The organism is Streptomyces sp. NPDC002868 (assembly GCF_055563295.1).
The window spans coordinates 182,242-208,318 of sequence record NZ_JBVHDR010000002.1 but is presented as its reverse complement, the minus strand read 5'-3'; the positions used below and the strand labels follow the sequence as shown (position 1 = coordinate 208,318).

Below are 26,077 nucleotides of genomic sequence, written 5' to 3'. Positions count from 1 at the left end.
AGCCTAGGGTGCCTGAACAGCCCGAAGGGCCCTGTCCCGCGCGGTGTGCGCGGGACAGAGCCCTTCGGTTCGTACGACGGTCAGGCCTCGAAGACCTCGTTGAGCAGCTGCTGCTGCTCCGCCTGGTGACGCTTGGCCGAGCCGACAGCCGGCGACGAGCCGTGCGGCCGCGAGATGCGGCGCAGGCGCTCGGCGCCCGGGATGTCCGCGCCGACGGCCAGGTCCAGGTGGTCGATCAGGTTCAGCGCGATGAACGGCCACGCACCCTGGTTCGCCGGCTCCTCCTGCGCCCAGAGGTACTTCTCGGCGTTCGGGAACTTGGCGATCTCCGCCTGGAGCTCGGCGCCCGGCAGCGGGTACAGACGCTCGAGACGGATGATCGCGGTGTCCGTGTTGCCGAGCTTGATCCGCTCGGCGTCCAGGTCGTAGTAGACCTTGCCGGTGCAGAAGACGACCTTGCGGATCGCGTTCGGGTCCACCTTGCCCGAGTCAACCGCGGTGTCGCCGATCACCGGGCGGAAGCCGCCGTTGGTGAACTCCTCCGCCTTCGACGCCGCCGCCTTCAGACGCAGCATCGACTTCGGGGTGAAGACGATCAGCGGCTTGTGGTGCGGGTTGTGGACCTGCCAGCGCAGCAGGTGGAAGTAGTTCGACGGCAGGGTCGGCATCGCGACCGTCATGTTGTTCTGCGCGCACATCTGCAGGAAGCGCTCAGGACGGGCGGACGAGTGGTCCGGGCCCTGGCCCTCGTAGCCGTGCGGCAGCAGCAGCGTCACACCGGAGGTCTGGCCCCACTTCTGCTCCGCCGAGGAGATGAACTCGTCGACGACGGTCTGCGCGCCGTTGACGAAGTCACCGAACTGCGCCTCCCACATGACCAGCGCGTCCGCGCGGGCCAGGGAGTAGCCGTACTCGAAGCCCATCGCCGCGTACTCGCTCAGCAGCGAGTCGTAGACGTTGAAACGGGCCTGGTCCTCGGAGAGGTACTGCAGCGGGGTGTAGTCCTCGCCGGTCTCCTGGTCCACCAGCACCGCGTGGCGCTGGCCGAATGTGCCGCGGCGGGTGTCCTGGCCGGAGAGCCGGACCGGGGTGCCCTCCATCAGCAGCGAGCCGATGGCGAGGGTCTCGCCCATGCCCCAGTCGATCGTGCCGTCCTCCACCGAGGCCGCACGCCGCTGGAGCTGCGGCAGCAGACGCGGGTGGACGGTGACGTGGTCCGGGATGTTCACCTGGGACTCGGCGATCCGCTTCACGATCTCCTGGGAGACCGCGGTGGTGACGGCCACCGGGAACTCGGGCTGCGGTTCCGGGACATGCGCCGGGGCCGGGTGGCTGGTGGCCTCGCGCACCTCCGCGAAGACCTTCTCCAGCTGGCCCTGGAAGTCCTGGAGCGCCTGCTCCGCCTCTTCCAGCGTGATGTCGCCGCGACCGATCAGCGACTCGGTGTACAGCTTGCGCACCGAGCGCTTCTTGTCGATCAGGTTGTACATCTGCGGGTTGGTGAACTGCGGGTTGTCGCCCTCGTTGTGACCGCGGCGGCGGTAGCAGATGAGGTCGATCACCACGTCCTTGTTGAACGTCTGGCGGAACTCGAAGGCGAGCCGCGCCACCCGGACCACGGCCTCCGGGTCGTCGCCGTTCACATGGAAGATCGGCGCCTCGATCATGCGGGCCACATCGGTCGCGTACATCGACGAACGCGACGACTCCGGGGCGGCGGTGAAGCCGACCTGGTTGTTGATGACGATGTGGACCGTGCCGCCGGTGCGGTAGCCGCGCAGCTGCGACATGTTCAGCGTCTCGGCGACGACACCCTGGCCGGCGAAGGCCGCGTCACCGTGCAGGGCGACCGGCAGGACCGTGAAGTCCGTGCCGCCCTTGTTGATGACGTCCTGCTTGGCGCGCGCGACACCCTCCAGGACCGGGTCGACCGCCTCCAGGTGCGAGGGGTTGGCGACCAGCGAGACCTTGATCTGCTCGCCGTCCAGACCGGTGAAGGTGCCGTTGGCGCCCAGGTGGTACTTCACATCGCCGGAGCCGTGCATCGACTTCGGGTCGAGGTTGCCCTCGAACTCCCGGAAGATCTGCGCGTACGACTTGCCCACGATGTTCGCGAGGACGTTGAGGCGGCCGCGGTGGGCCATGCCGATGACGACCTCGTCCAGGCGCGACTCGGCAGCCGAGTCGATGACCGCGTCGAGCAGCGGGATGACGGACTCGCCGCCCTCCAGCGAGAACCGCTTCTGACCGACGTACTTGGTCTGCAGGAAGGTCTCGAAGGCCTCCGCCGCGTTGAGGCGGCGCAGGATCCGCAGCTGCTCCTCGCGCTCGGGCTTGGTGTGCCCACGCTCGACGCGGTCCTGGATCCACTTGCGCTGCTTCGGGTCCTGGATGTGCATGAACTCGATGCCGGTGGTGCGGCAGTACGAGTCGCGCAGGACGCCCAGCACATCGCGCAGCTTCATCAGGGACTTGCCGGAGAAGCCGCCGACGGCGAACTCGCGCTCCAGGTCCCACAGCGTGAGGCCGTGCTCGGTGATGTCCAGGTCGGGGTGCTTGCGCTGGCGGTACTCCAGAGGGTCGGTGTCGGCCATGACATGGCCGCGGACCCGGTAGGAGTGGATCAGCTCGAAGACACGCGCCGCCTTGGTGACGTCGTCGTCGTGCGAGGCGTCGATGTCCTTGAGCCAGCGGACCGGCTCGTACGGAATGCGCAGCGCCTCGAAGATGTCGTCGTAGAAGCCGTTGTCGCCGAGGAGAAGGTTCGCGACGATCCGCAGGAACTCGCCGGAGGCGGCGCCCTGGATGACCCGGTGGTCGTACGTCGAGGTCAGCGTCATGACCTTGGAGACGCCCAGCTTGTTCAGAGTGTCCTGGGACGTGCCCTGGAACTCCGCGGGGTAGTCCATCGAGCCGACGCCCATGATGACCGACTGGCCGGGCATCAGACGCGGCACGGAGTGGACGGTGCCGAGGCCGCCGGGGTTGGTCAGCGAGACGGTGACGCCGGTGAAGTCGTCCATCGTCAGCTTGTTGTTGCGGGCGCGCCGGACGATGTCCTCGTAGGCCTGCCAGAACTCGAAGAAGTTCATGGTCTCGGCCTTCTTGATGCCCGCGACGACCAGCTGGCGGTCGCCGTTCGGCTTCACCAGGTCGATGGCCAGACCGAAGTTGATGTGCTCCGGCTTCACGAGGGCCGGCTTGCCGTCCTTCTCCGTGTACGACCAGTTCATCGACGGCATGGCCTTGATGGCCTGCACCATCGCGTACCCGATGAGGTGCGTGAAGGAGACCTTCCCGCCGCGGGCGCGCTTGAGGTGGTTGTTGATGACGATGCGGTTGTCGAAGAGCAGCTTCACCGGGACGGCGCGCACGGATGTGGCCGTGGGCACCTCCAGCGAGGCGTTCATGTTCTTCGCGACCGCGGCGGCGGGGCCGCGCAGCGGGACGAGCTGGGGGCCCTCGGACGGGGCAGGCTCAGCTGCCTTGCCGGCGGCAGCCGCCGGCTTGGAGATGGCGGTGCCTGCGGCACCGGCGCTCGCGGCGGGCTTCGCCGGTGCGGCGGGGGCCGCGGCGGCGGCCGGAGCGGCCTGCTGCGGCGCCGCGGGTACGGCTGCCGCGGGTGCGACTGGGGTGGCTGTACCGGCCGGCGTGCCCGCAGACGCTGCGGGAGCGCTCGGGGCGACGGCAGCCGGGGCCGCGGCGGTGGCACCCGCAGCCCCCGCGGCTGCGGCGCCGGACTGCGCGGCGGGGGCTTCGCTCACCGGCTTCGCCCCTGCGGCGACACCCGCGCCGCCCGGCTTGTAGTCGGCGAAGAAGTCCCACCAGGCACGGTCGACCGAATTGGGGTCCTGGAGGTACTGCTGGTAGATCTCGTCGACGAGCCACTCATTGGGACCGAACGCGGCGGCAGGGTTCTTACCCTGCCGGCCTTGGTCGGCCGAGATGCTCGAGTTACTGGGGGACTGAGACGACACGGCGGCAACCGCCCTCTTCCGCTTCACAAGGTGATGGACAGCGGAAATAAAGGCTACGCCTCCCTGGCCGGGAGGTGCAGGCGGGGCGGGTCATCGTCGCGCAAGTCACACCTGAAGGCGCGTTTCGGGGCTGTGAATGGCGGGAAACAAGCGTGGTTCCGCTTCGCCGGGGGCAAGCTCGGGTACGCCACACCGCGGCCGCAGCCCGGTCGGCTCGTACCCTCGACGGCGTACGGCCTTGTTCCGGCCACGTCCTCACTACGCACACGCAGAACGCGCGCTTCCGGTTCGCACCCTACGTCAACCGCGTGCCGAAGGGATCCCCGGAAGGGTGACCTGGATCCGGCATCCCCGGGACGATTCGGCCACCCCGATGCGCCCGCCGTGCAGATCGACCGCCCAGCGCGCGATCGCCAGGCCCAGGCCGGTGCCGCCGTCGCTGCCCTTGCCGTGCGGGGAGGGGACGCTGCCCCGGTTGAAGCGCTCGAAGACCCGGTGCCGCTCCGGCTCCGGGATGCCCGGGCCCTCGTCGAGGACTTCCAGGTCGAGGGACTCCGGCTGCGGGCCGCGGCGGGCGCGTACCGTCACGCGGCCGTGCGGCGGCGAGTGCTTGACCGCGTTGTCGATCAGATTGGCGACCACCTGGTGCAGCCGCTCCGCGTCCGCGTGCGCGGTCAGCTCCGGCGGCGACACATCCAGGTGCAGATGTACGTCGGTACGGGTGTGGTTGCCCGACCCGGAGGTCAGACCGCGCTGGACCGCGGCCAGATTGGCCTCCTTCAGCACCCCGGAGAGGTACGGCCACACCTCGAATCGGCGGGCCTTGAGCGGTACGACGCCGTTGTCGAGCCGGGACAGGTCGAGCAGCGTCTCGACCAGGCGACCCAGGCGTTCCGTCTGCTTGAGCGCCGTACGCATCGTCTCCGGGTCGGCGGCGGAGACCCCGTCGACGACGTTCTCCAGCACGGCGCGCAGGGCGGCGATCGGGGTGCGCAGCTCGTGCGAGACATTGGCGACCAGCTCCTTGCGGTGCTGGTCCACGGCTTCCAGATCGTCGGCCATGCGGTTGATGGTGGAGGCGAGGTCGCCGAGCTCGTCACGGCGGTCTGCGCCGCGCACCCGGCGGGTGTAGTCGCCGTGCGATATGCCTTTGGCCACGGTGTTCATCTCGTCCAGCGGCGCGGTCAGGCCGTGCGCCACGAACTGGGTGATCAGCAAGGTTGCGATCACCGAGAAGACGGTGATGAAGCGGACCTCGGTCTGGGTGCGCAGGGCGACCAGCAGCAGGCCCGTGGTGATGAAGACCGAGACGACGACCAGCGTCCCGAGCTTGGTCTTGATCGAGATCGCGATGGAGGAGGACCGCGGCCGGCTCCGCCGGCCGCCGCGGCCGGGCAGCCGGTCCCAGCGCCGCCGTCTCATGGAGCCGGCGTCTCCAGCGCGTAGCCGACGCCGTGGACGGTACGGATGCGCTCGGCGCCGATCTTCCGGCGCAGGGCCTTGATGTGGCTGTCGACTGTGCGGGTGCCGGACGCGTCGGCCCAGTCCCACACCTCCGCGAGCAGCTGCTCGCGGGAGAGGACGGCGCGCGGCGTGTTCGCCAGGCAGACCAGCAGGTCGAACTCGGTCGGCGTGAGATGTACGTCCTCGCCGCGCACCCTGACCCGGCGCTGGGCGTGGTCGATCTCCAGCTCGCCCAGGCGCAGGATCCCGCTGCGGGGAGTGACCGCGGCGAGGGCCGCCCGCTCCACGCGGCGCAGCAGCACATGCACCCGGGCCGCGAGCTCGCGCATCGAGAACGGCTTGGTCATGTAGTCGTCGGCGCCCACGCCGAGACCGACGAGCATGTCGGTCTCGTCGTCGCGCGCTGTGAGCATCAGCACCGGGACCGGGCGCTGCGCCTGGACGCGGCGGCAGACCTCAAGGCCGTCGAAGCCCGGAAGCATCACGTCGAGCACCATCAGATCGGGCTGCCAGGCCTCGGCGGCGTCGACGGCGGCCGGGCCGTCCAATGCCGTCTGGACCAGGAAGCCTTCCGCCCGCAGGCGGGCGGCGATGGCGTCGACGATCGTCGAGTCGTCCTCGACGACCAGCACCCGGCGCTGGGCGCCGGGTGTGGCCGCGACGCCGTTGTGCGTGGTGTGTGTCTGCTCCATCGCCCCGCCCCTGTACGCGTTCTCGCGAGCTGCATGCCGGTGTAGATCTCGTGTGTAGGTCAGCAGCGTAAAGGCAGTGACGGCGTCCCGGCTACGCAGGGCGAACAGCGAGGTGGACCACGTCGGGTACGCCTCGGGCAACACGGATCTCTTCGGTGGTTACCCCGGTGAATCCGGCATTCCGCAACGCATCCTCAAAAGCCGGGGAGGGCTGCGCGGACCACACGGCGAGGATCCCGCCGGGCTCCAACCGGCCCTGGCAGGCTGCGAGTCCGGTCGGCGAGTAGAGGTTTTCGTTGTCGTCGGTGACGGTCCAGTCGGGTCCGTTGTCGATGTCCAGACAGAGAGCGTCGTAGCGGTCCGTGGTCGTGCGCAGGTGTGCGACGAGGTCCGTGTGAAGGATCACGCTGCGGGGGTCGGCGAGCGCGTCGCCGGAGATCTGTCCGAGGGGGCCGGTGCGATGCCAGTCGATGATCGCCTGCTCGCGCTCGACGACGGCGATATGCCGCCAGCGGGGGTTGGCGGCGGCGCGGGCGAGGGAGAAGCCGACGCCGAGTCCGCCGATGAGGAGGGTGGGGTTGCTCTTCCCGGCGGCGGCGAGGGCTTCGTGGGCGGCGTCGATGAGCAGCCGCTCTGAGCGGCCGTTGGAAGTGTCCATCAGGAAGCACCCATTGGCGATGATCTCGTGATGCGCACCGCGCTGCCGGAGCACGACCTCCCCGTGGGGCCCCTCTCGCCGGTCGAGGGTGACGGGTCCGTCGGCTTGGAGCGGCATGGCGGGTGACCTCCGGGTGACGGGTGCGGGGCGGACGCGTTGTCGGTGGTCATGGTGGCGGGGCGGGGCGAGCGGGACAAATGGTTTCGGTCAAGGGCGGCCGTGGTCTGCCGGGCCAGGGCCGGTCCGACGTGCTCGCGACGTCCGGGAACCTGTGAAGGTTGCCCCGTGTGGCGCACGTCATAGACGGGTGTGATGGTGATCGCGTTGGGTGGGGGTTTGTTCGGGGGCTTGACGAAAGGGGCCTCACGCGGTGCATCGGCCGACGACACGCGACCCGGCCACGGGCCAGGAACTGCTGAACGCCGTCCCGACCCAGCGGAGACCATCCGCGCCGGTCCTCACGGCTCCCGTCCAGGCCCCCGTCACGCCGGCAGATGTCGCACCGGCTGTCGCACCGGCTGTCGCACCGGCGGTGACGCCCGCCCCGACGCCCACCGCGACGACCGCCCCGCCCGCGGGTCTCCCGGCCTGGCGGCGCGTGCTCCAGCTGCTGCCCACGCCCACCGGGACACCGTTCACCTTCTGCTACGTCCTCGTCCTGCTCACCACCTCGCTCTTCACGCAGTACGGCGACCCCGCGACCGTCTCCTCGCTGCTCCGTGGCTCCAGTACCGATGTCGCCCATTTGGCGGACAGCCCCCTGCTCGTTCTCGGCGCCAGCGCGCTGTGGGTCGCGGGCGACCTGCTGGGCCCGTACGCCATCGCCTTCTTCTTCGCGCTCACCGCGCTGGAACGCCGCATCGGAGGCTGGTGCACCGCCGGCGTCTTCCTGGCCGGCCATGTCGCGGCGACTCTGGCCACCGAGATCCCGGTCGGGGTCTCGGTGGTGGCCGGACATCTGCCCGCCACGTCGCTGCACCGCCTCGACTACGGCATCAGCTTCGGCCTGATGGCGAGCATCGGCGCCCTTGCCGGGCTGCTCAGCCCGGTGCTGCGCGCGACGCTGCTCGGCTTCGTCTCCCTGATGCTCCTCCAGGACCTGCTCGCCTTCGAGGACCCGCTCACCAACTGGGGCCATCCGCTTGCCCTGCTGGCCGGCATCGCCTGCTGGCCCGCGGTGCGCCGCTGGGCGCGGTGGCGGAACGGTTTCGCGCTCCGCGACCGGTAAGCATCAGCTCCCGCCCCTGCGCGCCCCCTTGACCAGGTACGAGAGTCGATCGCTGACAGCGAACACCCCCCTGGGAACATCTCCGCAGCGCTGTGCATTGAGTCCATACAGCTCAACTTCACTGCCTAAGGGGAGATCATGGCTTCGACGTCCACACTGCTCACCCTGCCCGTGCTGCCGCTCGACGACGAGGTCGTGCTGCCCGGAATGGTGGTGCCGCTCGACCTGTCCGACACCGACGTACGAGCCGCGGTGGAGGCCGCCCAGGCTGCCGCGCGTTCCAGTGGTGCCAGCAAGCCGACGGTGCTGCTTGTTCCGCGCGTCGACGGGACCTACGCCGCGACCGGCGTGCTCGGAACCGTGGAGCAGGTCGGCCGGCTCTCCGACGGGGACCCCGGCGCGCTCATCCGCGGCCGGGGCCGGGTGAGGATCGGCGCGGGGACCACGGGCCCCGGCGCCGCGCTCTGGGTCGAGGGGGCGCGCGTCGAGGAGATCGTGCCCGACCCGCTGCCCGGCTCGGTCACCGAGCTGGTCAAGGAGTACAAGGCGCTCGCCACCGACTGGCTGAAGAAGCGCGGCGCATGGCAGGTCGTGGACCGTGTCCAGCAGATCGACGACATCTCGCAACTGGCCGACAACTCCGGCTACTCGCCGTTCCTGTCCACCGCCCAGAAGATCGAGCTGCTCGAGACCGCCGACCCGGTGGCCCGCCTCAAGCTCGCCACCGAGCAGCTGCGTGAGCACCTCGCCGAGCAGGACGTCGCCGAGTCCATCGCCAAGGACGTCCAGGAGGGCGTCGACAAGCAGCAGCGCGAGTTCCTCCTGCGCCGTCAGCTCGAAGCCGTACGCAAGGAGCTGCGTGAGCTCAACGGCGAGGACGGCGAAGACGAGTCCGACGACTACCGGGCCCGCGTCGAGGCCGCCGACCTCCCCGAGAAGGTGCGCGAGGCCGCGCTCAAGGAGGTCGAGAAGCTGGAGCGGTCGAGCGACCAGAGCCCCGAGGGCTCCTGGATCCGCACCTGGCTCGACACGGTCCTCGAACTGCCGTGGAACGAGCGGACAGAGGACGAGTACGACATCCAGGGCGCCAAGGCGATCCTGGACGCCGAGCACTCCGGCCTGCAGGACGTGAAGGAACGGATCACCGAATACCTGGCGGTGCGCAAGCGGCGCGCCGACCGCGGGCTCGGCGTCGTCGGCGGACGGCGCGGCGGCGCGGTCCTGGCGCTCGTCGGCCCGCCCGGCGTCGGCAAGACCTCGCTCGGCGAGTCCGTCGCTCACGCGATGGGACGGAAGTTCGTCAGGGTCGCGCTCGGCGGCGTACGGGACGAGGCGGAGATCCGCGGACACCGGCGTACGTACGTGGGTGCTCTCCCCGGCCGGATCGTGCGGGCGATCAAGGAGGCCGGTTCGATGAACCCGGTCGTCCTGCTCGACGAGATCGACAAGGTCGGCTCGGACTTCCGGGGCGACCCGGCGGCCGCGCTGCTCGAAGTCCTGGACCCGGCGCAGAACCACACCTTCCGCGACCACTACCTGGAGGTCGAACTCGACCTGTCCGACGTGGTGTTCCTCGCCACGGCGAACGTCCTGGAGGCCATCCCGGAGGCCCTGCTCGACCGGATGGAGCTGGTCCGGCTCGACGGCTACACCGAGGACGAGAAGGTTGTCATCGCCCGGGACCACCTGCTGCCGCGCCAGCTGGAGCGGGCGGGTCTCGAGCCCGGCGAGGTCGTCCTGGAGGACTCGGCGCTGCGCAAGCTCGCGGGGGAGTACACCCGGGAGGCGGGCGTCCGTAACCTGGAGCGTTCGGTGGCGCGGCTGCTGCGCAAGGTGGCGGCCCAGCACGAACTGGGCGAGCGGGAGCTGCCGTTCACGGTCGGCTCCGAGCAGCTGCGCGGCCTGATCGGACGGCCGCACCACGTGCCCGAGTCCGCGCAGGACCCGGCCGAGCGCCGGACGGCCGTGCCCGGCGTGGCCACCGGCCTCGCGGTCACCGGCGCGGGCGGCGACGTGCTGTACGTCGAGGCGTCGCTGGCCGACCCGGAGACGGGCGCGGCGGGACTGACCCTCACCGGTCAGCTCGGCGACGTGATGAAGGAGTCCGCGCAGATCGCACTCTCCTTCCTCCGCTCGCACGGGGCCGAACTGGAGCTTCCGGTCGCCGACCTGAAGGACCGGGGCGCGCACATCCACTTCCCGGCGGGCGCGGTGCCGAAGGACGGGCCGAGCGCGGGCATCACGATGACGACGGCGCTCGCATCGCTGCTGAGCGGCCGTCAGGTGCGTACGGACGTCGCCATGACCGGCGAGGTCTCGCTGACCGGCCGTGTCCTGCCCATCGGCGGTCTGAAGCAGAAGCTGCTGGCCGCGCACCGGGCGGGCATCACGACCGTCGTGATCCCCAAGCGGAACGAGGCGGACCTGGACGACGTCCCGGCGGAGATCCTCGACAAGCTGGAGGTGCACCCGGTGACGGATGTCCGCCAGGTGCTGGGGATCGCGCTCTCGCCGGCGGAGGTTTCGGTGGCTGCCGCGGCGGCCTGACCGGGGGTGCGGTGTGGGCCCGGCGGTGTTCCGGCACCGCCGGGCCTTCGCGTTGTCCGGCCGCTGCCCTTTCCCGGCCGTGGCCCTTTGTCCGGCCGCGGCCTCTTATCCGGCCGCGGCTTCGCCGTACAGCGCGCGGGCGCGGTCGTCGAAGAGGGCGGCCGTCGACTCGCTGTCCGTGTCGCCGCCGCTCAGTACGCCGATGAGCCTGCCCTGATGCCTGGCGTCCCGGTAACCGGCGAGCCAGGGCCCGCCGCTGGTGCCTTCCCAGAAGCCCGCGCACTCCATGAGCAGCGTCTTCGGCAGATCCGGGTCGGGGCGGGTGTCGGTGGTGCAGGCGACGGGGCGGTTGGTGGGGTTGTGATTCCGGTTCGGATACCCGACGACGGTGACCCGGCGCTCGGGCGGCGAGGCCCAGTCGGCGGTGGCGGCGCCGACGGCCTGCTGCACCTGACGGCCCTTCGCGTCCGGCTTCAGCACGAGGAACGCGTAGTCGGCGGCATCCGCGTCGTCGTCGCCGCCCGTCCAGCGCTCGTCGACGTGGATGGCACCGACCTTCCAGCGCCCGTACGGATACGTCCCCTTGCCCCTGCCCGAGAATCCGGGCGCGAACTCCAGCTCGCCCGGCCGGTACGCGTCCGCGCTGCCCGAGTCCTGGATGCAGTGCGCGGCGGTGGCGATGACATTGCCATGGGGGCTGGCCACGACGCTCGCGGTGCAGAAGTGCTCGCCGTCCGGGTCGATCAGCACCCCGACGGACGAGGCTCCGGCAAAGGTGGTGGCGGAGGCCCGCGGCGCGGGGGCGACGGCCCGCGCCTCGGCCGACCGGTCCGCCGCGGTGGCTTTGGGCGGCGCGGCGGAAGAGGCGGGCCCGGCGCACGCGGTCGCGGCGGTCAGCACGGCCATGGCGGGCCACACGAGCCCCCTGAACGTGCCGCTGGTTCTGTTCGTACGGCTGTGCCAACTCATCCGGACATCCTGCCCGCTCGTGGCTTTCAGTCCAGCCAGCCCCGCAACGTCGCCTGCGCCCCCGCCTGGAAGCGCGTCTCCGCGCCCAGCGTCTCCAGCAGGTGGCTGATCCTCCGGCGTGCCGTGTGCACGTGGACGCCCAGGCGGCGGGCGATCGCCTCGTCCTTGAGGCCCGCCGCCAGCAGGCCGAGCAATTCCTTCTGGGCCTTCGGCAGCGCCGCGCACGCCCGGGCCGAGCCGCCCAATGGCGTGGCCCGGTCCCAGACCGTTTCGAACAGCGGCACCAGCGCGTTGCTCAGCAGCGAGTCGCCGATCAGCAGCGCCGAGGCCTTCGGGTCCGCCGCGTCGGTCGGGGGGAGGAGGGTGATCCGGCGGTCAACCGCGATCAGTTTGGTGGGGACGGCCGTCGACACCCGTGCCCGCAGGCCCTGTTCGACGAGGCCGGTCACCGAGCGCATCCGGCCCGGGTAGGCGAGCCCGTCCCGGTCCAGGACGGTCCGCACCTGAACGCCGCGGTCGAGGAGCGCCTCGATGCCGAGACCCGGCTGCGCGGCGCTGCCGTCCCGCGGCCCCTTCACATACGGCGGGCGGTCCAGGATCGCGACCTCCCGTTCCGCCGACGCCAGCAGGTACTCCGCCCGTTCACCGATCGCCCGCGGGCCCGTCACCACCTCGATGCCGCCATCGGGCGCGCAGGGTGACCCGGACATCAGCCGGCCCGCCAGCTGGTCCGCAGTCATCCGTAATCGCTCCAACTCCGCGGACCGTAAGTGCAGTTCCGCCTGTCGGCGGTGAATGAGCGTACGGATCGCGGCGGCCGGAGCGGCCGGATGCGGCAGCCCGTCCCCGTTCGCGGGCAGCGCGAGCCCGTGCTCGACCAGATGGCCGAGCACCCGGTCCAGCCGGTCCCGCGGCAGTCCCAGCAGTCGTGCCAACTCCTCGGCCCCAGCGGCCTGTTCCTTGAGCAGTGCCTCGTAAGCGCGCTCCTCGGCCTCCCCCAGGCCGAGGGTGTGCAATTCCCCCTCGCTCATGCATCGGATTCTCACTCCGCCTTCACGAGGCACACAAGTGGGCATGTCCACTTGTCAACGCGCAGGCCACATTGATCGGTTGGCTTCCCACCGGTTGCATGGCCACGACCACCTTTACGGCTTGACCAGCACGTGGGAGGGGTACGAACTGTGCGCAAGGCCAGGACAAGCACACAGAGACCGGGCATATCCAGGGGGACCGGTCTCGCCGCACTGCTCGGAGCAGCCGGGCTGCTGCTCACCGCGGTACCGGCACAGGCGGTCACTCCGCCGGCCGCCGCACCGCCCGCCGATGTCATCCCGGGGGCCGAGACGGCCACCCCGTCGCTCGTCGACGGCATCAGGGAGGCGGCGGACGCCAAGGCCAGCCCTGCGGACGCGGCCCGCGGCCATCTCGACGCCAAGGACGGCCGCTACAGGATCGCCGACGCACGGCGCGACCTCGCGCCGCTGCAGACCGTCAGACACGGCGCGGAAGAGGTCGTGAGGCTTCAGCAGAAGCACCACGGCATCCCGGTGTTCGGCGGCCAGTACGTCGTACGCATGGAGTCCAAGGGCGGCGAGCGCTTCGTCACCGGCACCTCCGGCAAGTACTTCACCGGGCTGAAGACCGGCACGAACGCGACGGTCAGCAAGGAGACGGCGGTGCGCCGCGCGGTCGCGGCGACCGCGGCGCGCCTCGGCGGCAAGACGCTGAGCAAGGCCGACGCCGTACGCGGCAAGGGGGCCAAGTCCGCGAAGGCCGCCGCGCTCACCGGCGCCGCCGGCGGCCTGGTGGTGATCCCGCGCGGCGAGGGCGTGCTCGCGTACCACGTGACCGTACGCGGCTCGAACCCCACCACCGGCGAACCGGTGCTTCAGCAGGTCTACGTCGACGCCCGCGCCGGCTACCCGGTGCTGCAGTTCAGCAGCATCAAGACGCTGACCGCGACGAAGGCCGCCGCGTCCGCAGCCGCCGCGTCCGGCACGGCGCAGAAGGCCGCACCGCGGTCCGCGCGCGCGGCCGACGCCGACCCCGCCGCTGGCCTCAAGGGCACCGGCATCAAGCTGGACGGCGCCACGGTCGACCTCGACGTCCAGCTCGACGCCACCCGCGACCAGTACGTGCTGATCGACCAGTCGCGGATGGGGGACACCAGCAAGAACACCCTCACCACCTGGGACGCGCGGGACCGCGACGTGAGCGAGGTGGCCGGCGCCTGGCCGAGCGGGCTGAAGGAATTCGGCCACCCGGCCAAGGAATTCGGCAAGGACGCCACCGAGTCCGGCGCGGTCGACGCCCACTGGGCGGCCAGCAAGGTCTACGACTACTTCAAGAAGAACCACGCCCGCGACAGCCTCGACGGCCGCGGCATGACCGTCAACTCCCTGGTCGGGGTCACCTTCTTCGGCGGTCCGTACGTCAACGCCTTCTGGGACGGCCAGAAAATGGTCTACGGCAGCGGCGACGAGGACTACAAGCCGCTCTCCGCCGACCTCGACGTGGTGGGCCACGAGATGACCCACGGCGTCGTCGAGAACACCGCCAACCTCGTCTACGCCGGCCAGTCCGGCGCCCTCAACGAGGCACTCGCCGACTACTTCGGCAACGCGATCGACACCAGCGTCTCCGGCGCCGCCATGGACGACCCGGACTCCGGTCTGATCGGCGAGGACCTCTGCCGTACGACGAAGCCGCGCGAGTGCGCCTTCCGTAACCTCAACGACGGCGCGAGCACCTCGAAGAACTTCCTCGGCGTCGCCTTCGGCACCGACAACGGTGGCGTGCACCTCAACTCCACCATCTTCTCCGGCGCGCTGTGGGACCTGCGCCAGGACGTGGGCGGGGAGCTCGCCGACCGCATCGTGTACAAGGCGCTGGCCGAGTACATGACGCCGCTCGACGGCTTCACCGACGGGCGCAACGCGGTGCTCGCGGCGGCCAAGGACCTCGGCGTCACCGCGAAGCAGCTCACCGCGGTGAAGCGCTCCTTCAACGCCCACGGCATCGTCCCCGGCTGGGAGGACGCGCTCGGCGTCGACTCCGACCAGTTGCTGGGCAAGGTCAACACGTCCGGCACCGGGGTCCAGGCGGGCGGCGGCTGGTGGGCCGCGTCGCAGTCCAACGACGACGGCTCGGAGCCGTACTCCGTGTACGCGGGCCGTGCGGACGGCAAGGGTGCCCCGAAGCTGATCAGCCCCAACGACGGCCGCTACCACGTCTACCCGGCGACCGACGGCAAGACGGTCGTCTGGGCGGCGTACGGCACGACCAGCCTCGACATCCTCTCCCGGCCGCTCGCGGGCGGTCCGGTCAAGAAGCTCTACACCTCGTTCACGGACGTCGGTGGGCTGCGCGTGGAGAACGGCGTCGTCGTCTTCGAGAGCTTCGGCATCTTCGGCGACCGGCATGTGGGCCATCTGCGCCCCGGCGACCGTGAGCCCACATTCGTGGACGGCGGTGGCTTCGACATACTCACCGCGCTCCCGTCGATCAAGAACGGGAAGCTCGCCTACGCCAAGCTGTATCCGACCCCCGAGGAGTACAAGCTCGGCGTCGAGGTCTACGACCTCAAGACCGGCAAGGCCACCCTCGCGGGCCAGCTCGGTGAGCCGCAGATCCTCGGCCAGAGCGGGATCAACTCCACGCACGCCTTCTGGCTGGTGGACGAGAATCTGAACGACGGGGGCCAGATGGCCGTCCGCCGCTCGGGCCTGGACGGCACCGGCACGGTGGACATCAGCCCGGAGGCCAAGCCGACCGCGCTGCTGCCCTTCGACCTGACGGCCTCCGAGGACGCAGTCACCGTGAACAGCGCGCTGCCCGGCACGGCGTTCCGTAACGAGTCGCTGTCGAAGCTGTGGCAGCTGACGACGGACGGCTCGCGCCAGGAGCGGGTCTCCTGCAACCGCGGCGAGCAGATCTCCCCGGCCGCGGTCTCGGGCCGGCAGGTGGTCTGGATCGACGGCACGACGGGCTGGACCGACCTGGTCACCCGTGAGCGCCCGGCCGGCCTGTGCGGCTGACGACCCCGCGATGACCTCTCGGTGAGAGACGGACCCCCGGCGCCCGTGCGCCGGGGGTTCGGGGGTCCGGCGGTGGCGGCCCGGGAGGACACAGCACAATGGCTGGTGTGAACGACCAACGCGATGACCGGGCCCTGCGGGCGGACTGCGGGAGCTGCTTCGGACTGTGCTGCGTGGCACTGCCCTTCTCCGCATCCGCGGACTTCGCGATCAACAAGGACGCCGGAAAGCCCTGCTCCAACCTGCAGACGGACTTCCGCTGCGGCATCCACACGCGACTGCGGCAGAGCGGCTTTCCCGGCTGCACGGTCTACGACTGCTTCGGCGCGGGACAGAAGGTCTCTCAGGTCACCTTCGGCGGCACGGACTGGCGACAGGCCCCGGAAACCGCATCGCAGATGTTCGGGGTGTTCCCCGTCGTACGACAGCTTCATGAGCTGCTCCGGTATCTGACCGAGGCGCTCACCCTGCACCCCGCCCGCGCGCTGCACGGCGAGCTGCGGCAGCTGCTGGAGGAGACCGAGCGCCTCACGGGGCTCGGCCCCGACGCCCTCGAAAAGCTGGACGTGGCCACGCACCGGCAGGACGTCAATGTGCTGCTGCTCCGTACGAGCGAATTCGTCCGGACCGAAGCGGCCGGCAAGATGAAGGACCGTAAGAAGAAGGACCGCAAGATGAAGGACCGGAAGAAGGACCGCAGGGGCGCCGACCTCGTCGGTGCGCGGCTGCGGGGCGCGGACCTCAGGGGCGCCGATCTGCGCGGCGCGTATCTCATCGCCGCCGATCTCACCGGCGCCGATCTGCGTCTCGCCGACCTCATCGGGGCCGACCTCAGGGACGCGAACCTCGCGGGCGCGGATCTGACCGGCAGCATCTTCCTCACCCAGCCGCAGCTGAACGGGGCCAAGGGCGACCTGTCCACCAAGCTGCCCCTCGGGCTGACCCGCCCCGCGCACTGGTCGTGACCAGCGGGCGCGGGACGGGCTGCGTGCGCCGCTCAGCCGTTGGCGAGCGCCACGACGCGGTCCAGCGCGCCGTTGAACTTGTTGTGGTCGCCGACGATCGGTCCTGACGAGGTGTACTGCCACATCGTCTGGTACGCCCAGCCGGCCGGCAGGGTGCCCGGCGTGGTGTTGTACCGGGCGATCCACAGCGGGTTGGCCGCGCCGAAGCCGCTGTAGTTGCCGGTGCACTGCGTCCACCAGCTGGTGGCGGTGTAGATCACCGCGTCCCGCCCGGTGCGCGCCTTGTAGCGGTTCAGGAAGTCGCGGATCCAGGTGACCATCCCGGACCGGGTCTTGCCGAAGCAGGCGGCGCCGTACGGATTCCACTCGATGTCCAGCGCGCCCGGCAGGGTCTTGCCGTCCCGGGACCAGCCGCCGCCGTTGTTCACGAAGTAGTCGGCCTGCGCCGTCCCGGTCGCCGTGTCGGGCGTGGCGAAGTGGTAGGCGCCGCGGATCATCCCGATGTTGTACGAGCCGTTGTACTGCTGCGCGAAGTACGGGTTCTTGTAGTAGGTGCCCTCGGTGGCCTTGACGTAGGCCCACTTCACGCCGCTGCTCCACAGGCCGGACCAGTTGACGTTGCCCTGGTGGCTGGAGACGTCGACGCCTTCCGTCTGAGCGGCGCGGTTGACCGGCGGTAGGCCTCCCTGTCCGTCGTGGGCGATGACGCCCATGCCAAGGTGCGCCGAGCCGCGCGGGGGAGCGTCAGCGGCGCCGGCGGTGGCGGGGAGGGCGAGGAGGAGGGAGAGAACTGCGAGGAGAGTGCCGGCCGCTGTCGCGAGGCGTGAGCGGTCGGTCGATCCGGATCTGAGCACGGGCATAGCGTGCCTCCGAAGACCTCGGTGGGGGGAACTGACGATGTGTCGACATGTCGTGGCTGATTTTCATGGTGTGGACATGCCAGCTATGACGCTAGGCACGTAGAACCCCCTTGTGGAAGGGGGTCAGGGTGCTGCCGTTGGTCTACGCCTGCGAAATACTGGCCGAGCTGCGGCAATCGGTGCCGCCGAAAGAAACTTTCAGGATCCGGAAAGCGCGCGAGGGGTGCTGACGTGCACGAAAGCGGTACAGGGAGTGAAGCGGACCCCAAGGGTGGGAGTGGTGTGGACCACGAATTCCTCGCTCTGGAACGGGAGTTGGCCGTCTTTCTGCGCCGGGCCCGCGCGTCCTCCGGCGAGATGGCCCGCGAGGTCCACCCCGATCTCGAGCCCGCCGCGTACGGACTTCTCGTGCGTCTTGAGGAGGCCGGGCAGCAGCGCGCCACTGACCTCGCCGGCTACATCGGCGTCGGCAAGGCGACCATGAGCCGCCAGTTGCGTGCCCTGGAGGAGCTCGGCCTGGTGATCCGCGAACCCGACCCGGCCGACGGCCGCGCTTCACTCGTCCGGCTCACCGACGAAGGGCGCTCGCGCTTCCGCCGGGTGCGGGACGCGCGGCGCGACCGCTATATGAGCAAGCTGGCGGGCTGGGACCGCGGCGAGGTCGCGGAGCTGGCGCGGCTGCTGCACCAGCTGAACCAGCGGGCCGAGAGCGAGGAGTGACTCGGGTCAGAGCTCCGCGAAGACCGCCGCCGCGTCGTCGTGCAGCTTCCAGCGGATCACGCTCCCACGCTCCTGGGCCGAGTTCTCCAGCGCCCTGACCCGGTCGATCAGCCCCTGCGGCCCCTCCTTGCGCAGCAGCCCCAGGCACTCGGCCCAGCTGCCCTCCGCGAACATCTCCACCCAGCGGGCCGCACCATCGGTGAGCGCGGCCACGGCCCGCACCTCGCCGCGGGGCGTGCTGCCCGTCACCGCGCGGACCGCCACCCCCGGATCCGCCGCCGCGGTGAAGAACCCGCCCTCCGCATTGCGCAGCGCGTCCGCCGAGGCGTGTGTACGCAGGGACTCGCGGGGCAACTGGTCGATACGGTCGTCCAGCACCGCCCGCACCTCCCCGTCCGGCGACTCCAGCAGCAGCGTCGAGTCGGAGAGCACCAGATGCTCCACCGGCTCCGCCCGGCCGCCCCAGCGCACCATGACCACCGTGGCCTGCGGTGTACGCACGTGAGAAAGGTCACAGGTGTCCCGGTGGGCGTCCGCGGTGCGCCGGATTGCCTCCGAAAGGACCTCTGCCAGTGTCATATCCCGTCGCGAACCGGACAGTTCGACCAGCGCGCCGCCGAGCCTGGCGGTGAACCACGGCACCCCGTGCACACATCCGTAGTCCCCCGCGGGTGGCGTCACACCGTCCAGCACCACGAGCGTTCCGCCCTGGCCGGAGCCCGGCAGGGCCACGGAAGCCCAGTCCTCGTTGGGGCGTTCGGGCGTGCCGGGGGTGGTCGCGAGTTCGATACGCATAATCCCCAGTCTGCATGACACCTTCACGAAGCCCGCATGACCACGCAATTGGCCCGTACAAGCAGGTCAGGGCGTGTTCAGGGGCTGTGTGACGCGGGCCGTCCCGGCTGCGGGCGCGCATCCTGCCAAAGCCCGGCCGGAAGATCCAGCCGATGCTCCGCGCGTCGCCGTATCGGCCGCGGCGGCGACTTGTTCGCCAACTCCCGAGTGATGTTCACTCGTTTCCGTACCAGGGGTAGGCCCTCGCGTGTGAACCGGTCGTCATCTCTGGTCTGGTTCATGGGCGGACGAGTCAAGCAAGATTGCGAGCACCGGTGCAGATGAAGCGGCCTCGGGGCAACGGCGGCAGGCCCATTGAAACTCCGGACGGCTCCCCGGCCCCCCGCGCCGTACGGGTACGCAGCCGTCTGGTAGCAGGAGTCGCCGCCGTCAGCCTCGTCGTGATCGCGGCGGGCGCCCCCGGCGTCCTCGCCACCTCCGCCGAACTGACCGAGTCCCAGGACCTGGTCACCCTTTCCGCGCTGAACCGCCAGGCCGTCACCTTGGCCCACTCCCTCGCCGACGAACGCGACGAGGTCACCGCGTACATCGCGGCGGGCCGTGATGACCAGAAGGGTGACAAGGACGACCGGCGCGAGATCTCCGCCAGCCGCAGCACCCGCGTCGACCGGCAGATCGACGAGATGCGCGGCGCCATCCCCGGCGACCGGGCCGAACTGCGCCGCGACCTGTCCGCCGTGCCCTCTGTCCGCCGCACCGCCCTCACCGGCAAGGGCACGGCGATGGAGGCCTACCGGGCGTACTCCGCTGTCATCGCGAACCTGCACGCCCTCGCCGACGAGCTCGCCGACAAGACCCCACCGCGCGCCGCCGCGGGCACCCTCCCCCAGAGCCTTCGGCCCGGGGGGACCCCCAGCTCGCTGCGCGCGCCTGCCGCACTCGGCCTCGCCGTCGAGCAGGCGTCCGCCACCCGCGGGCTGCTGCTGGCCGCGCTCTCCGTGCCGCGCAAGGAGAGCAGCCCGAGCCTCGACCCGGTCACCGGACTGCCCGTCCAGGACGAGGGCGGGGACGACGGCGAGAGCGACCGTACGCGCAACGCGCTGAGCGCCGCCGCCCAGCAGTCCCGGGTGCGTGAACTCGCTGCGCTCGCCGATTTCGACCAGGCGGCAGGCAAGGACGCCCGCGACTCGCTGGCCGCCACCGTCACCGGATCCGAGGTCAAGGCCGCCGAGCGCTATCTCGCCCGGCTGACCGACCAGCCCGAGCTCTCCTCGGCCGACCGCAAGTCCAACCGCGAAAAGCTCGAATCCTCGCTCACCGCCCGTATCGAGCAGATGCGGGGCGTCGAGTCCTCCCTCGCCGCCGAACGGACCGAGCGTTTCGAGCAGCTGCGCGACGACGACGTCACCGCGCTGGAGATCCGGATCGCGCTGCTCGGCGGCCTGCTGATCGTTGCCATCGGCGTGTCCGCCGCCGTCGCCCGTACGCTCACCCGGCCGCTCGCCGTCCTGCGGATCGGCGCGGCCCGACTCGCGGCCGCCCCCGAGGTCGAGGAGCCGGTCCGCTTCACCGGCCGCAACGACGAGTTCGCGCAGGTCGTACGGTCCCTGAACACCCTGCACGACAAGCTGCGGGACCTCGGCGTGCGGGCCGAGCGGCTGGACAGCGACTGCGGCGACCTGGCCGACGCCCGTTACGCGCTGGCCGCCGAAGTGGCCGCCGGCCGCGCCGAACTCCAGGCGCACACCCACGAGCTGACCGCCGAGCTCGAACGGCTGCGGAACACCGTCCAGCACACCTTCGTCAACCTCTCGCTGCGCACCCTCGGCCTCGTCGAGCGGCAGCTCGGCGTGATCGAGAAGCTGGAGGAGCGCGAGCAGGACCCCGAGCGGCTCGCCACCCTCTTCAAGCTCGACCACATGGCCACCGTCATGCGCCGCCACAGTGAGAACCTGCTGGTCCTCGCGGGCGCCGAGCACGGCCAGGGGCACGCGAGCCCGGTCCCGCTCATCGACGTACTGCGCGCCGCCGTCAGCGAGATCGAGCGGTACGAGCGGGTGATCATCCAGTCCCTGCCGCCGCACGCGCAGGTCGCCGGATTCGCCGCGGACGACCTCAGCCATCTGATCGCCGAGCTCTTGGAGAACGCCGCCTCCTTCTCGCCGCCGGACGCCCAGGTCGAGCTGTCGGGCTGGCTGCTGGAGAGCGGCGAGGTCATGCTCTCCGTACAGGACACCGGCATCGGGATGACCGCCGGGCGGATGGCCGAGCTGAACGCGCGACTCGAGGACCCGGACGCGTACGAGACCCGGGCCGGCCGGGACGGCGAGGGCCTCGGGCTGCGGGTGGCCGGGCTGCTGGCAGCACGGCACGGCGTACGGGTGCAGCTGCGCGAGCAGAAGCAGGGCGGGATCGCCGCGGTCGTCGTTCTCACGCAGGCGCTGCTGCCGACCGGACCGCCGGCCGCCGAGGCGCACACCGTGCCGGTGGGGGGCACCGTCGGGACGCCGACGCAGCATCTGCCCGGGTCGGTGGCGGAGGCCAACTCCAATGCGCTGCCGGGCAGTTCGCGCCGGATTGACCCGTTGGTCGTGGCCGCAGAGCAGGCGATCCGCGCGGCGGAGCCGGACGCGCACGAGCGGACGGCCGACGGGGACCCGGAGAGCACCGGGGTCGACGAGGCGACGTTCGCGATGCGCGTGCCGGAGTCGGTCGCCGAGGAGTCCTTGGCCCAAGAGCCGGTGGCGGAAGAGCCGGTGGCCGCGGTGGAGCCCGAGCTGACCGCCGGATCCGTGCCGACCGCCGGATCCGTGCCGATCGCCGACCCTGAGCCGGTTGCCGAGCCTGAGCCCGTTGCCGAGCCCGAGCCGGTCGATGAGCCGCGGCCCGCCTGGGAACGCGTCACCGACAAGGGCCTGCCCAAGCGCACCCCCAAGGTCGTCAAGCCCGCCGCCGCGCCCGGCGAGCGCGCCGGCAGCATCGACGCCGAAGCCCTGCGCCGCCGCCTCGGCGGCTTCCATCAGGGCGCGAAGGACGGCCGCCGCGACGCCGAGGCGGAGATCGCTGAGATCGCGGACCGGACGGAGACGGATGCAGGCACCGAAGCAGCAGAAGCGGGGGACACAGTCGAGGAGGCACGCAGTTGACTGCGACCGGGACATTCGGCCTGAGCAGTGAAGCCCGCAATCTGCACTGGTTGCTGAGCAATCTCGTGGAGGAGGTGCCAGGGGTTCGCTCGGTCGCCGTCGTCTCGTCCGACGGACTGCTGCTGCTCTCGTCCGACCCCGCCCAGAATGCCGCTCCGGCCGCCACCGGCCGCCGGGAAGGCCCCAGGGGCTCCAGCGCGGATCTCGCCACCATCGTCTCCGGCATCGGCAGCCTCACCATCGGCGCCGCCAAGCTGATGGACGGCGGCGGCGTCAAGCAGACGATGGTCGCGATGGAGGAGGGCAGCGTTTTCGTGATGTCGATCAGCGACGGCTCACTGCTCGGCGTGCACGCCACCCCCGACTGCGATATGACCGTCGTCGCGTACCACATGGCGCTCTTCGTCGGCCGCGCCGGACATGTCCTCACCCCCGAACTCCGCAGCGAACTGCGCAAATCGATGGAGAGCGCTCAGTGACGCCCGCCGCTGAACCCGCCCGAAGGCTTCCCGTCCGCGGCGAGAGCCGACGCCCCGCCCGGGTCCGCCCCTACTCACTCACCGGCGGCCGCACCCGCTTCGGCCATGTGCTGCTCGTCGAGACGTTCGTCGCCGCGCTCGAAGCCCCCGAGGAGCGCAGGGAACTGGCCAACGGCGACCTCTCCTCGCGCGTCATGCCCGAGCTGCGGGCGATCGTCGAGCTGTGCCGCCGTATGCGTACCGTTGCCGAGATATCGGCCCTGCTGAAGATGCCGCTCGGTGTCGTCCGGGTGCTGCTCAGCGACCTGGCCGACCAGGGAAAGATCCGCGTGTACGGGACCGGGCACGGCGCCGGCCAGCCCGACCGCGCGCTGCTCGAAAGGGTGCTGAGTGGACTCCGCCGCCTCTGACACGCTGCTTGCCCGTCCCCACCCGCAGCCCGAAGAGGAGCTGCAGGCCTGGCAGTTGGACCACACCAGGGCACCCATCGCCACCAAGATCGTGGTCGCGGGCGGCTTCGGCGTCGGCAAGACGACCTTCGTCCACTCGGTCTCCGAGATCACGCCGCTGCAGACCGAGGCGCTGATGACGCAGGCGAGCGAGGAGAGTGACGATCTCGCCGCGACGCCCGACAAGCTCACCACGACCGTGGCCATGGACTTCGGCCGGATCACGCTCGACGACGATCTGGTGCTGTACGTCTTCGGCACGCCGGGCCAGCAGCGCTTCTGGTTCATGTGGGACGACCTGGTGCGTGGCGCGATAGGCGCGGTCGTGCTGGCCGACACCCGCAGGCTGCCGGACTGCTTCCCGGCGCTCGACTACTTCGAGAGCAGTGGCCTGCCGTACATCGTCGCCGTCAACCACTTCGAGGGTACGGAGCTGTTCGAGGCCGCAGACGTGCGGGAAGCGCTGACGGTGCCGCCCCACATACCCGTGGTGATCATGGACGCGCGCAACCGGATCACGGTGATCGAGTCCCTGCTCACGCTGGTCGCCCACGCCCTCGAAGCAACCCCCGAATAGCTACGCAACGGAGAACACCCGCCATGCGGAAGATACTCATAGTCGGAGCTGGCCAGTCCGGTCTCCAGCTCGCCCTCGGACTCCAGTCGCAGGGCTACGAGGTCACCCTCATGTCCAACCGCACGGCCGACGAGATCCGGTCCGGCCGGGTCATGTCCACACAGTGCATGTTCCACACCGCGCTGCAGCACGAGCGCGATCTGGGCATCAACTTCTGGGAGTCCCAGGCCCCGCGCATCGAGGGCCTCGGCGTCTCCGTCGCGGCCCCGGACTCCACCCGCGCCGTCGACTGGGTCGGCAAGCTCGACGGCTACGCCCAGTCCGTCGACCAGCGCGTGAAGATGGCCGGCTGGATGGAGACGTTCGCGCAGCGCGGCGGCCAGCTCGTCATCCACGGCGCGGCGGTCTCCGACCTGGACTACTTCTCCCGTACGTACGACCTGATGATGGTCTCGGCGGGCAAGGGCGAGCTGGTCTCGATGTTCGGCCGTGACGCCTCCCGCTCCCCGTACGACGCACCGCAGCGCGCGCTCGGCGTCGCCTACGTCCACGGCCTGGGCCCGCGCCCCGAGCACCCCGGCTATGACGCGGTCCGCTGCAACCTGGTCCCCGGCGTCGGCGAGCTCTTCGTGATGCCGACGCTCACCAACAGCGGCCGCGCGGACATCCTCTTCTGGGAGGGCATCCCGGGCGGACCGCTCGATGCCTTCCAGGGGGTGAAGGACCCTGCCGAGCACCTCTCCCTGACCCTGGAGCTCATGGAGAAGTTCACGCCCTGGGAGTACGCGCGCGCCACCAAGGTCGAGCTGACCGATCCGAACGGCACGCTCGCGGGCCGGTACGCCCCCACCGTCCGCAATCCGATCGGCCGCCTCCCCGGCGGCGGTCTGGTCCTCGGCGTTGCGGACGTCGTCGTCGCCAACGACCCGATCACCGGGCAGGGCTCCAACTCGGCGTCCAAGTGCGCCGCCTCGTACCTCGCCTCGATCACCGAGCACGGTGACCTGCCGTTCGACGAGGCGTGGATGCAGTCCACGTTCGACCGTTATTGGGACACCGCGCAGCACGTCACCAAGTGGACGAACGCGATGCTCGGCGTCCCGCCGGAGCACGTGCTCAACCTGATCGGCGCGGCCGGCGGGCTCCAGCCGGTCGCCGACCGGTTCGCGAACGGCTTCAACGATCCGGCCGACTTCGAGAACTTCTTCTTCGAGCCGGAGAAGGCGAACGCCTACCTGGCCGAGGTGGCCGGAGCTTCCGCCGTGGAGTAGCCGTCGTCCGGCCCCGCCGCGGCGCCCTCCGGGAGCCGCGGCGGGGTGTACGCGCTCAGCGGACTGCCGCCCGGGTCCGGGCGGACCGCGCCGAGCAGCGGATTCGCCGCGATGGGGGAGACCTTGACCTTGGTGCCCGGGCGGGGCGCCTGGACGACCAAGCCGTTGCCGAGGTAGATGGCCACATGGGTGGCCTTGGGGAAGTAGATCACCAGATCGCCGGGGCGCAGTGAGCGCAGCGAGACCTTCGGGAGCTGGGCCCACTGCTCCTGGCTGGTCCGCGGGATCTCGCGGCCTGCCTGCGCCCAGGCCTGCGAGGTCAGCCCCGAGCAGTCGTACGATCGCGGGCCCTCCGCGCCCCAGACGTACGGCTTGCCGATCTGCTCGACCGCGTACTCCAGCGCCCGCCCGCCCTTCTGCGTCGGCGTGCGCTTACCGTCGAGCACACCCGAGGCGAGGAGCTTCTCCTGGGCCTTGGCCGCGTTGGACCGCTCCAGCGCCGCCACTTCGGCGATCTCGGCGGCGGAGAGCGAGGCGAGCATTTTCTCGACGTCCTTCAGCCTCGCGGTCGCGTTGTCGCGCGCCTCCTTCTGCTTCGTCGCCAGCGTCAGCTCCCTGTCCAGCGCCTTGCGGGACGCGGCCGCCAGCCTGGCGGCCCGCTTCGCGCCCGCCTCAAGACCGGCCATCGTCGCCAGCCGGCCGGCGGCCGCGCGCTCCATCAGATGGTCCTGGTCGAGGGCCTGTTTCGGATTCCGGGCGAGCAGCAGCCACAGATACGAGGAGAGCTCGGACTGGCCCCGGTACTGCTCGCGGGCCAGCCGTCCCGCTTCGCCGCGGGCCGCGACGACCGCGTTGCGCGCGCCGGCCAGCTCGCGGGCGAGCCTCGCCGTCTTGGCGCGCTGCTTGTTGAGCTCCTCCTCCGTCGCGTTGTACGTCTCGCCGGCCTCCTCCACCTGGCGGTACAGCGTCTGAAGCGCGGTCAGCATCCCGGAGACGGTCGTAGGCGGTGCGGGTGCGGGTGTGCCGGCCGCTGGGTCGCCGGCCGCGGGTGCGGCCGGTACCGCCGCGACGGTGGTCGCGGCCGCCAGTGCCGCCGTACAGACAGAGCGGAGCAGTCTGCGTGACACTTCATCACCTCCGGCTGCGGGGAGGGCGGGCCGTCCACCCCACGGCCGATCATGCGAGGGCGCGCGTGGGAGTGCCCCGCGAGTGGTCGGATCAGCGCAATACGGTCACTCGTCGG

General features: G+C 70.7%; 19 protein-coding genes. 10 read left to right on the top strand and 9 right to left on the bottom strand.

What is annotated here, in order from left to right; translation table 11 throughout:
* Positions 1–80 precede the first annotated feature (80 nt).
* The 4 genes from ACZ3H8_RS06790 to ACZ3H8_RS06775 form a co-directional block, all read right to left on the bottom strand.
* Positions 81–3,977: a multifunctional oxoglutarate decarboxylase/oxoglutarate dehydrogenase thiamine pyrophosphate-binding subunit/dihydrolipoyllysine-residue succinyltransferase subunit gene (locus ACZ3H8_RS06790; protein WP_467398379.1), complete on the bottom strand. Its 3,897-nt coding sequence runs from the start codon at positions 3,975–3,977 to the stop codon at positions 81–83.
* Between the two features lie 300 nt (positions 3,978–4,277).
* Positions 4,278–5,399, bottom strand: a complete 1,122-nt coding sequence (locus tag ACZ3H8_RS06785; RefSeq protein ID WP_467398377.1) for a HAMP domain-containing sensor histidine kinase — start codon at positions 5,397–5,399, stop codon at positions 4,278–4,280.
* Entirely contained in the window at positions 5,396–6,133 is a 738-nt protein-coding gene (locus ACZ3H8_RS06780) for a response regulator transcription factor (RefSeq protein ID WP_307661179.1), read from the bottom strand. The genes ACZ3H8_RS06785 and ACZ3H8_RS06780 overlap by 4 nt, the downstream gene beginning before the upstream one ends.
* A 91-nt stretch (positions 6,134–6,224) precedes the next feature.
* Positions 6,225–6,908, bottom strand: a complete 684-nt coding sequence (locus tag ACZ3H8_RS06775; protein WP_467398373.1) for a spermidine synthase family protein — start codon at positions 6,906–6,908, stop codon at positions 6,225–6,227.
* A gap of 253 nt (positions 6,909–7,161) precedes the next feature.
* Here ACZ3H8_RS06775 and ACZ3H8_RS06770 point away from each other — a divergent pair, with 253 nt between their 5' ends.
* Together ACZ3H8_RS06770 and lon are read left to right on the top strand one after the other, a co-directional pair.
* On the top strand, positions 7,162–8,019 hold the full coding sequence (locus ACZ3H8_RS06770; RefSeq protein WP_467398371.1) for a rhomboid-like protein: 858 nt from the start codon (positions 7,162–7,164) through the stop codon (positions 8,017–8,019).
* A gap of 138 nt (positions 8,020–8,157) precedes the next feature.
* Positions 8,158–10,566 carry an endopeptidase La gene (gene lon, locus ACZ3H8_RS06765; protein ID WP_467398368.1) on the top strand — a complete coding sequence of 803 codons (2,409 nt, stop codon included), beginning with the start codon at positions 8,158–8,160 and terminating at the stop codon, positions 10,564–10,566.
* Between the two features lie 105 nt (positions 10,567–10,671).
* Here the strand turns inward: lon and ACZ3H8_RS06760 are convergent, their stop codons facing one another.
* Both ACZ3H8_RS06760 and ACZ3H8_RS06755 read right to left on the bottom strand, forming a co-directional pair.
* Positions 10,672–11,535, bottom strand: coding sequence for a trypsin-like serine peptidase (locus ACZ3H8_RS06760; protein ID WP_467398366.1), 864 nt, complete (start codon positions 11,533–11,535; stop codon positions 10,672–10,674).
* Positions 11,536–11,561: 26 nt separating this feature from the next.
* Positions 11,562–12,566: a TrmB family transcriptional regulator gene (locus ACZ3H8_RS06755; RefSeq protein WP_467398363.1), complete on the bottom strand. Its 1,005-nt coding sequence runs from the start codon at positions 12,564–12,566 to the stop codon at positions 11,562–11,564.
* Between the two features lie 150 nt (positions 12,567–12,716).
* Here ACZ3H8_RS06755 and ACZ3H8_RS06750 point away from each other — a divergent pair, with 150 nt between their 5' ends.
* Together ACZ3H8_RS06750 and ACZ3H8_RS06745 are read left to right on the top strand one after the other, a co-directional pair.
* The gene (locus tag ACZ3H8_RS06750; RefSeq protein WP_467398361.1) at positions 12,717–15,572 is read left to right on the top strand and encodes a M4 family metallopeptidase; all 2,856 of its coding nucleotides are present in this window, start codon (positions 12,717–12,719) and stop codon (positions 15,570–15,572) included.
* A 98-nt stretch (positions 15,573–15,670) separates the two neighbouring features.
* Entirely contained in the window at positions 15,671–16,537 is an 867-nt protein-coding gene (locus ACZ3H8_RS06745) for a pentapeptide repeat-containing protein (RefSeq protein WP_467398358.1), read from the top strand.
* 32 nt (positions 16,538–16,569) lie between these two features.
* Here the strand turns inward: ACZ3H8_RS06745 and ACZ3H8_RS06740 are convergent, their stop codons facing one another.
* Positions 16,570–17,397, bottom strand: coding sequence for a lysozyme (locus ACZ3H8_RS06740; protein WP_467398356.1), 828 nt, complete (start codon positions 17,395–17,397; stop codon positions 16,570–16,572).
* 231 nt (positions 17,398–17,628) lie between these two features.
* On the opposite strand from ACZ3H8_RS06740, the gene ACZ3H8_RS06735 reads away from it, so the two are divergent.
* On the top strand, positions 17,629–18,117 hold the full coding sequence (locus tag ACZ3H8_RS06735; RefSeq protein ID WP_467398353.1) for a MarR family winged helix-turn-helix transcriptional regulator: 489 nt from the start codon (positions 17,629–17,631) through the stop codon (positions 18,115–18,117).
* Between the two features lie 6 nt (positions 18,118–18,123).
* Here the strand turns inward: ACZ3H8_RS06735 and ACZ3H8_RS06730 are convergent, their stop codons facing one another.
* Positions 18,124–18,912 (bottom strand): hypothetical protein, encoded by a 789-nt coding sequence (locus tag ACZ3H8_RS06730; protein ID WP_467398351.1) that lies wholly within the window; start codon positions 18,910–18,912, stop codon positions 18,124–18,126.
* Positions 18,913–19,226: 314 nt separating this feature from the next.
* On the opposite strand from ACZ3H8_RS06730, the gene ACZ3H8_RS06725 reads away from it, so the two are divergent.
* Genes ACZ3H8_RS06725 through ACZ3H8_RS06705 form a run of 5 tightly spaced genes read left to right on the top strand, consistent with a single transcriptional unit; the run spans position 19,227 to position 24,834 of the window.
* A complete protein-coding gene (locus tag ACZ3H8_RS06725) occupies positions 19,227–22,058 on the top strand; it encodes a sensor histidine kinase (RefSeq protein WP_467398348.1) in 2,832 nt (943 codons plus the stop codon).
* Positions 22,055–22,537 (top strand): roadblock/LC7 domain-containing protein, encoded by a 483-nt coding sequence (locus ACZ3H8_RS06720; RefSeq protein WP_307661167.1) that lies wholly within the window; start codon positions 22,055–22,057, stop codon positions 22,535–22,537. The genes ACZ3H8_RS06725 and ACZ3H8_RS06720 overlap by 4 nt, the downstream gene beginning before the upstream one ends.
* The gene (locus ACZ3H8_RS06715) at positions 22,534–22,947 is read left to right on the top strand and encodes a DUF742 domain-containing protein (RefSeq protein WP_467398344.1); all 414 of its coding nucleotides are present in this window, start codon (positions 22,534–22,536) and stop codon (positions 22,945–22,947) included. The genes ACZ3H8_RS06720 and ACZ3H8_RS06715 overlap by 4 nt, the downstream gene beginning before the upstream one ends.
* Positions 22,928–23,563: a GTP-binding protein gene (locus tag ACZ3H8_RS06710; protein WP_467398341.1), complete on the top strand. Its 636-nt coding sequence runs from the start codon at positions 22,928–22,930 to the stop codon at positions 23,561–23,563. Before ACZ3H8_RS06715 ends, ACZ3H8_RS06710 begins: the two co-directional genes overlap by 20 nt.
* Before the next feature lie 23 nt (positions 23,564–23,586).
* Complete coding sequence (locus ACZ3H8_RS06705) at positions 23,587–24,834, top strand: styrene monooxygenase/indole monooxygenase family protein (protein ID WP_467398338.1); 1,248 nt, start codon at positions 23,587–23,589, stop codon at positions 24,832–24,834.
* On the opposite strand, the gene ACZ3H8_RS06700 is transcribed toward ACZ3H8_RS06705, so the two are convergent.
* Entirely contained in the window at positions 24,795–25,961 is a 1,167-nt protein-coding gene (locus ACZ3H8_RS06700) for a C40 family peptidase (RefSeq protein ID WP_467398336.1), read from the bottom strand. The two genes, ACZ3H8_RS06705 and ACZ3H8_RS06700, sit on opposite strands and share 40 nt — an antisense overlap.
* Positions 25,962–26,077 lie beyond the last annotated feature (116 nt).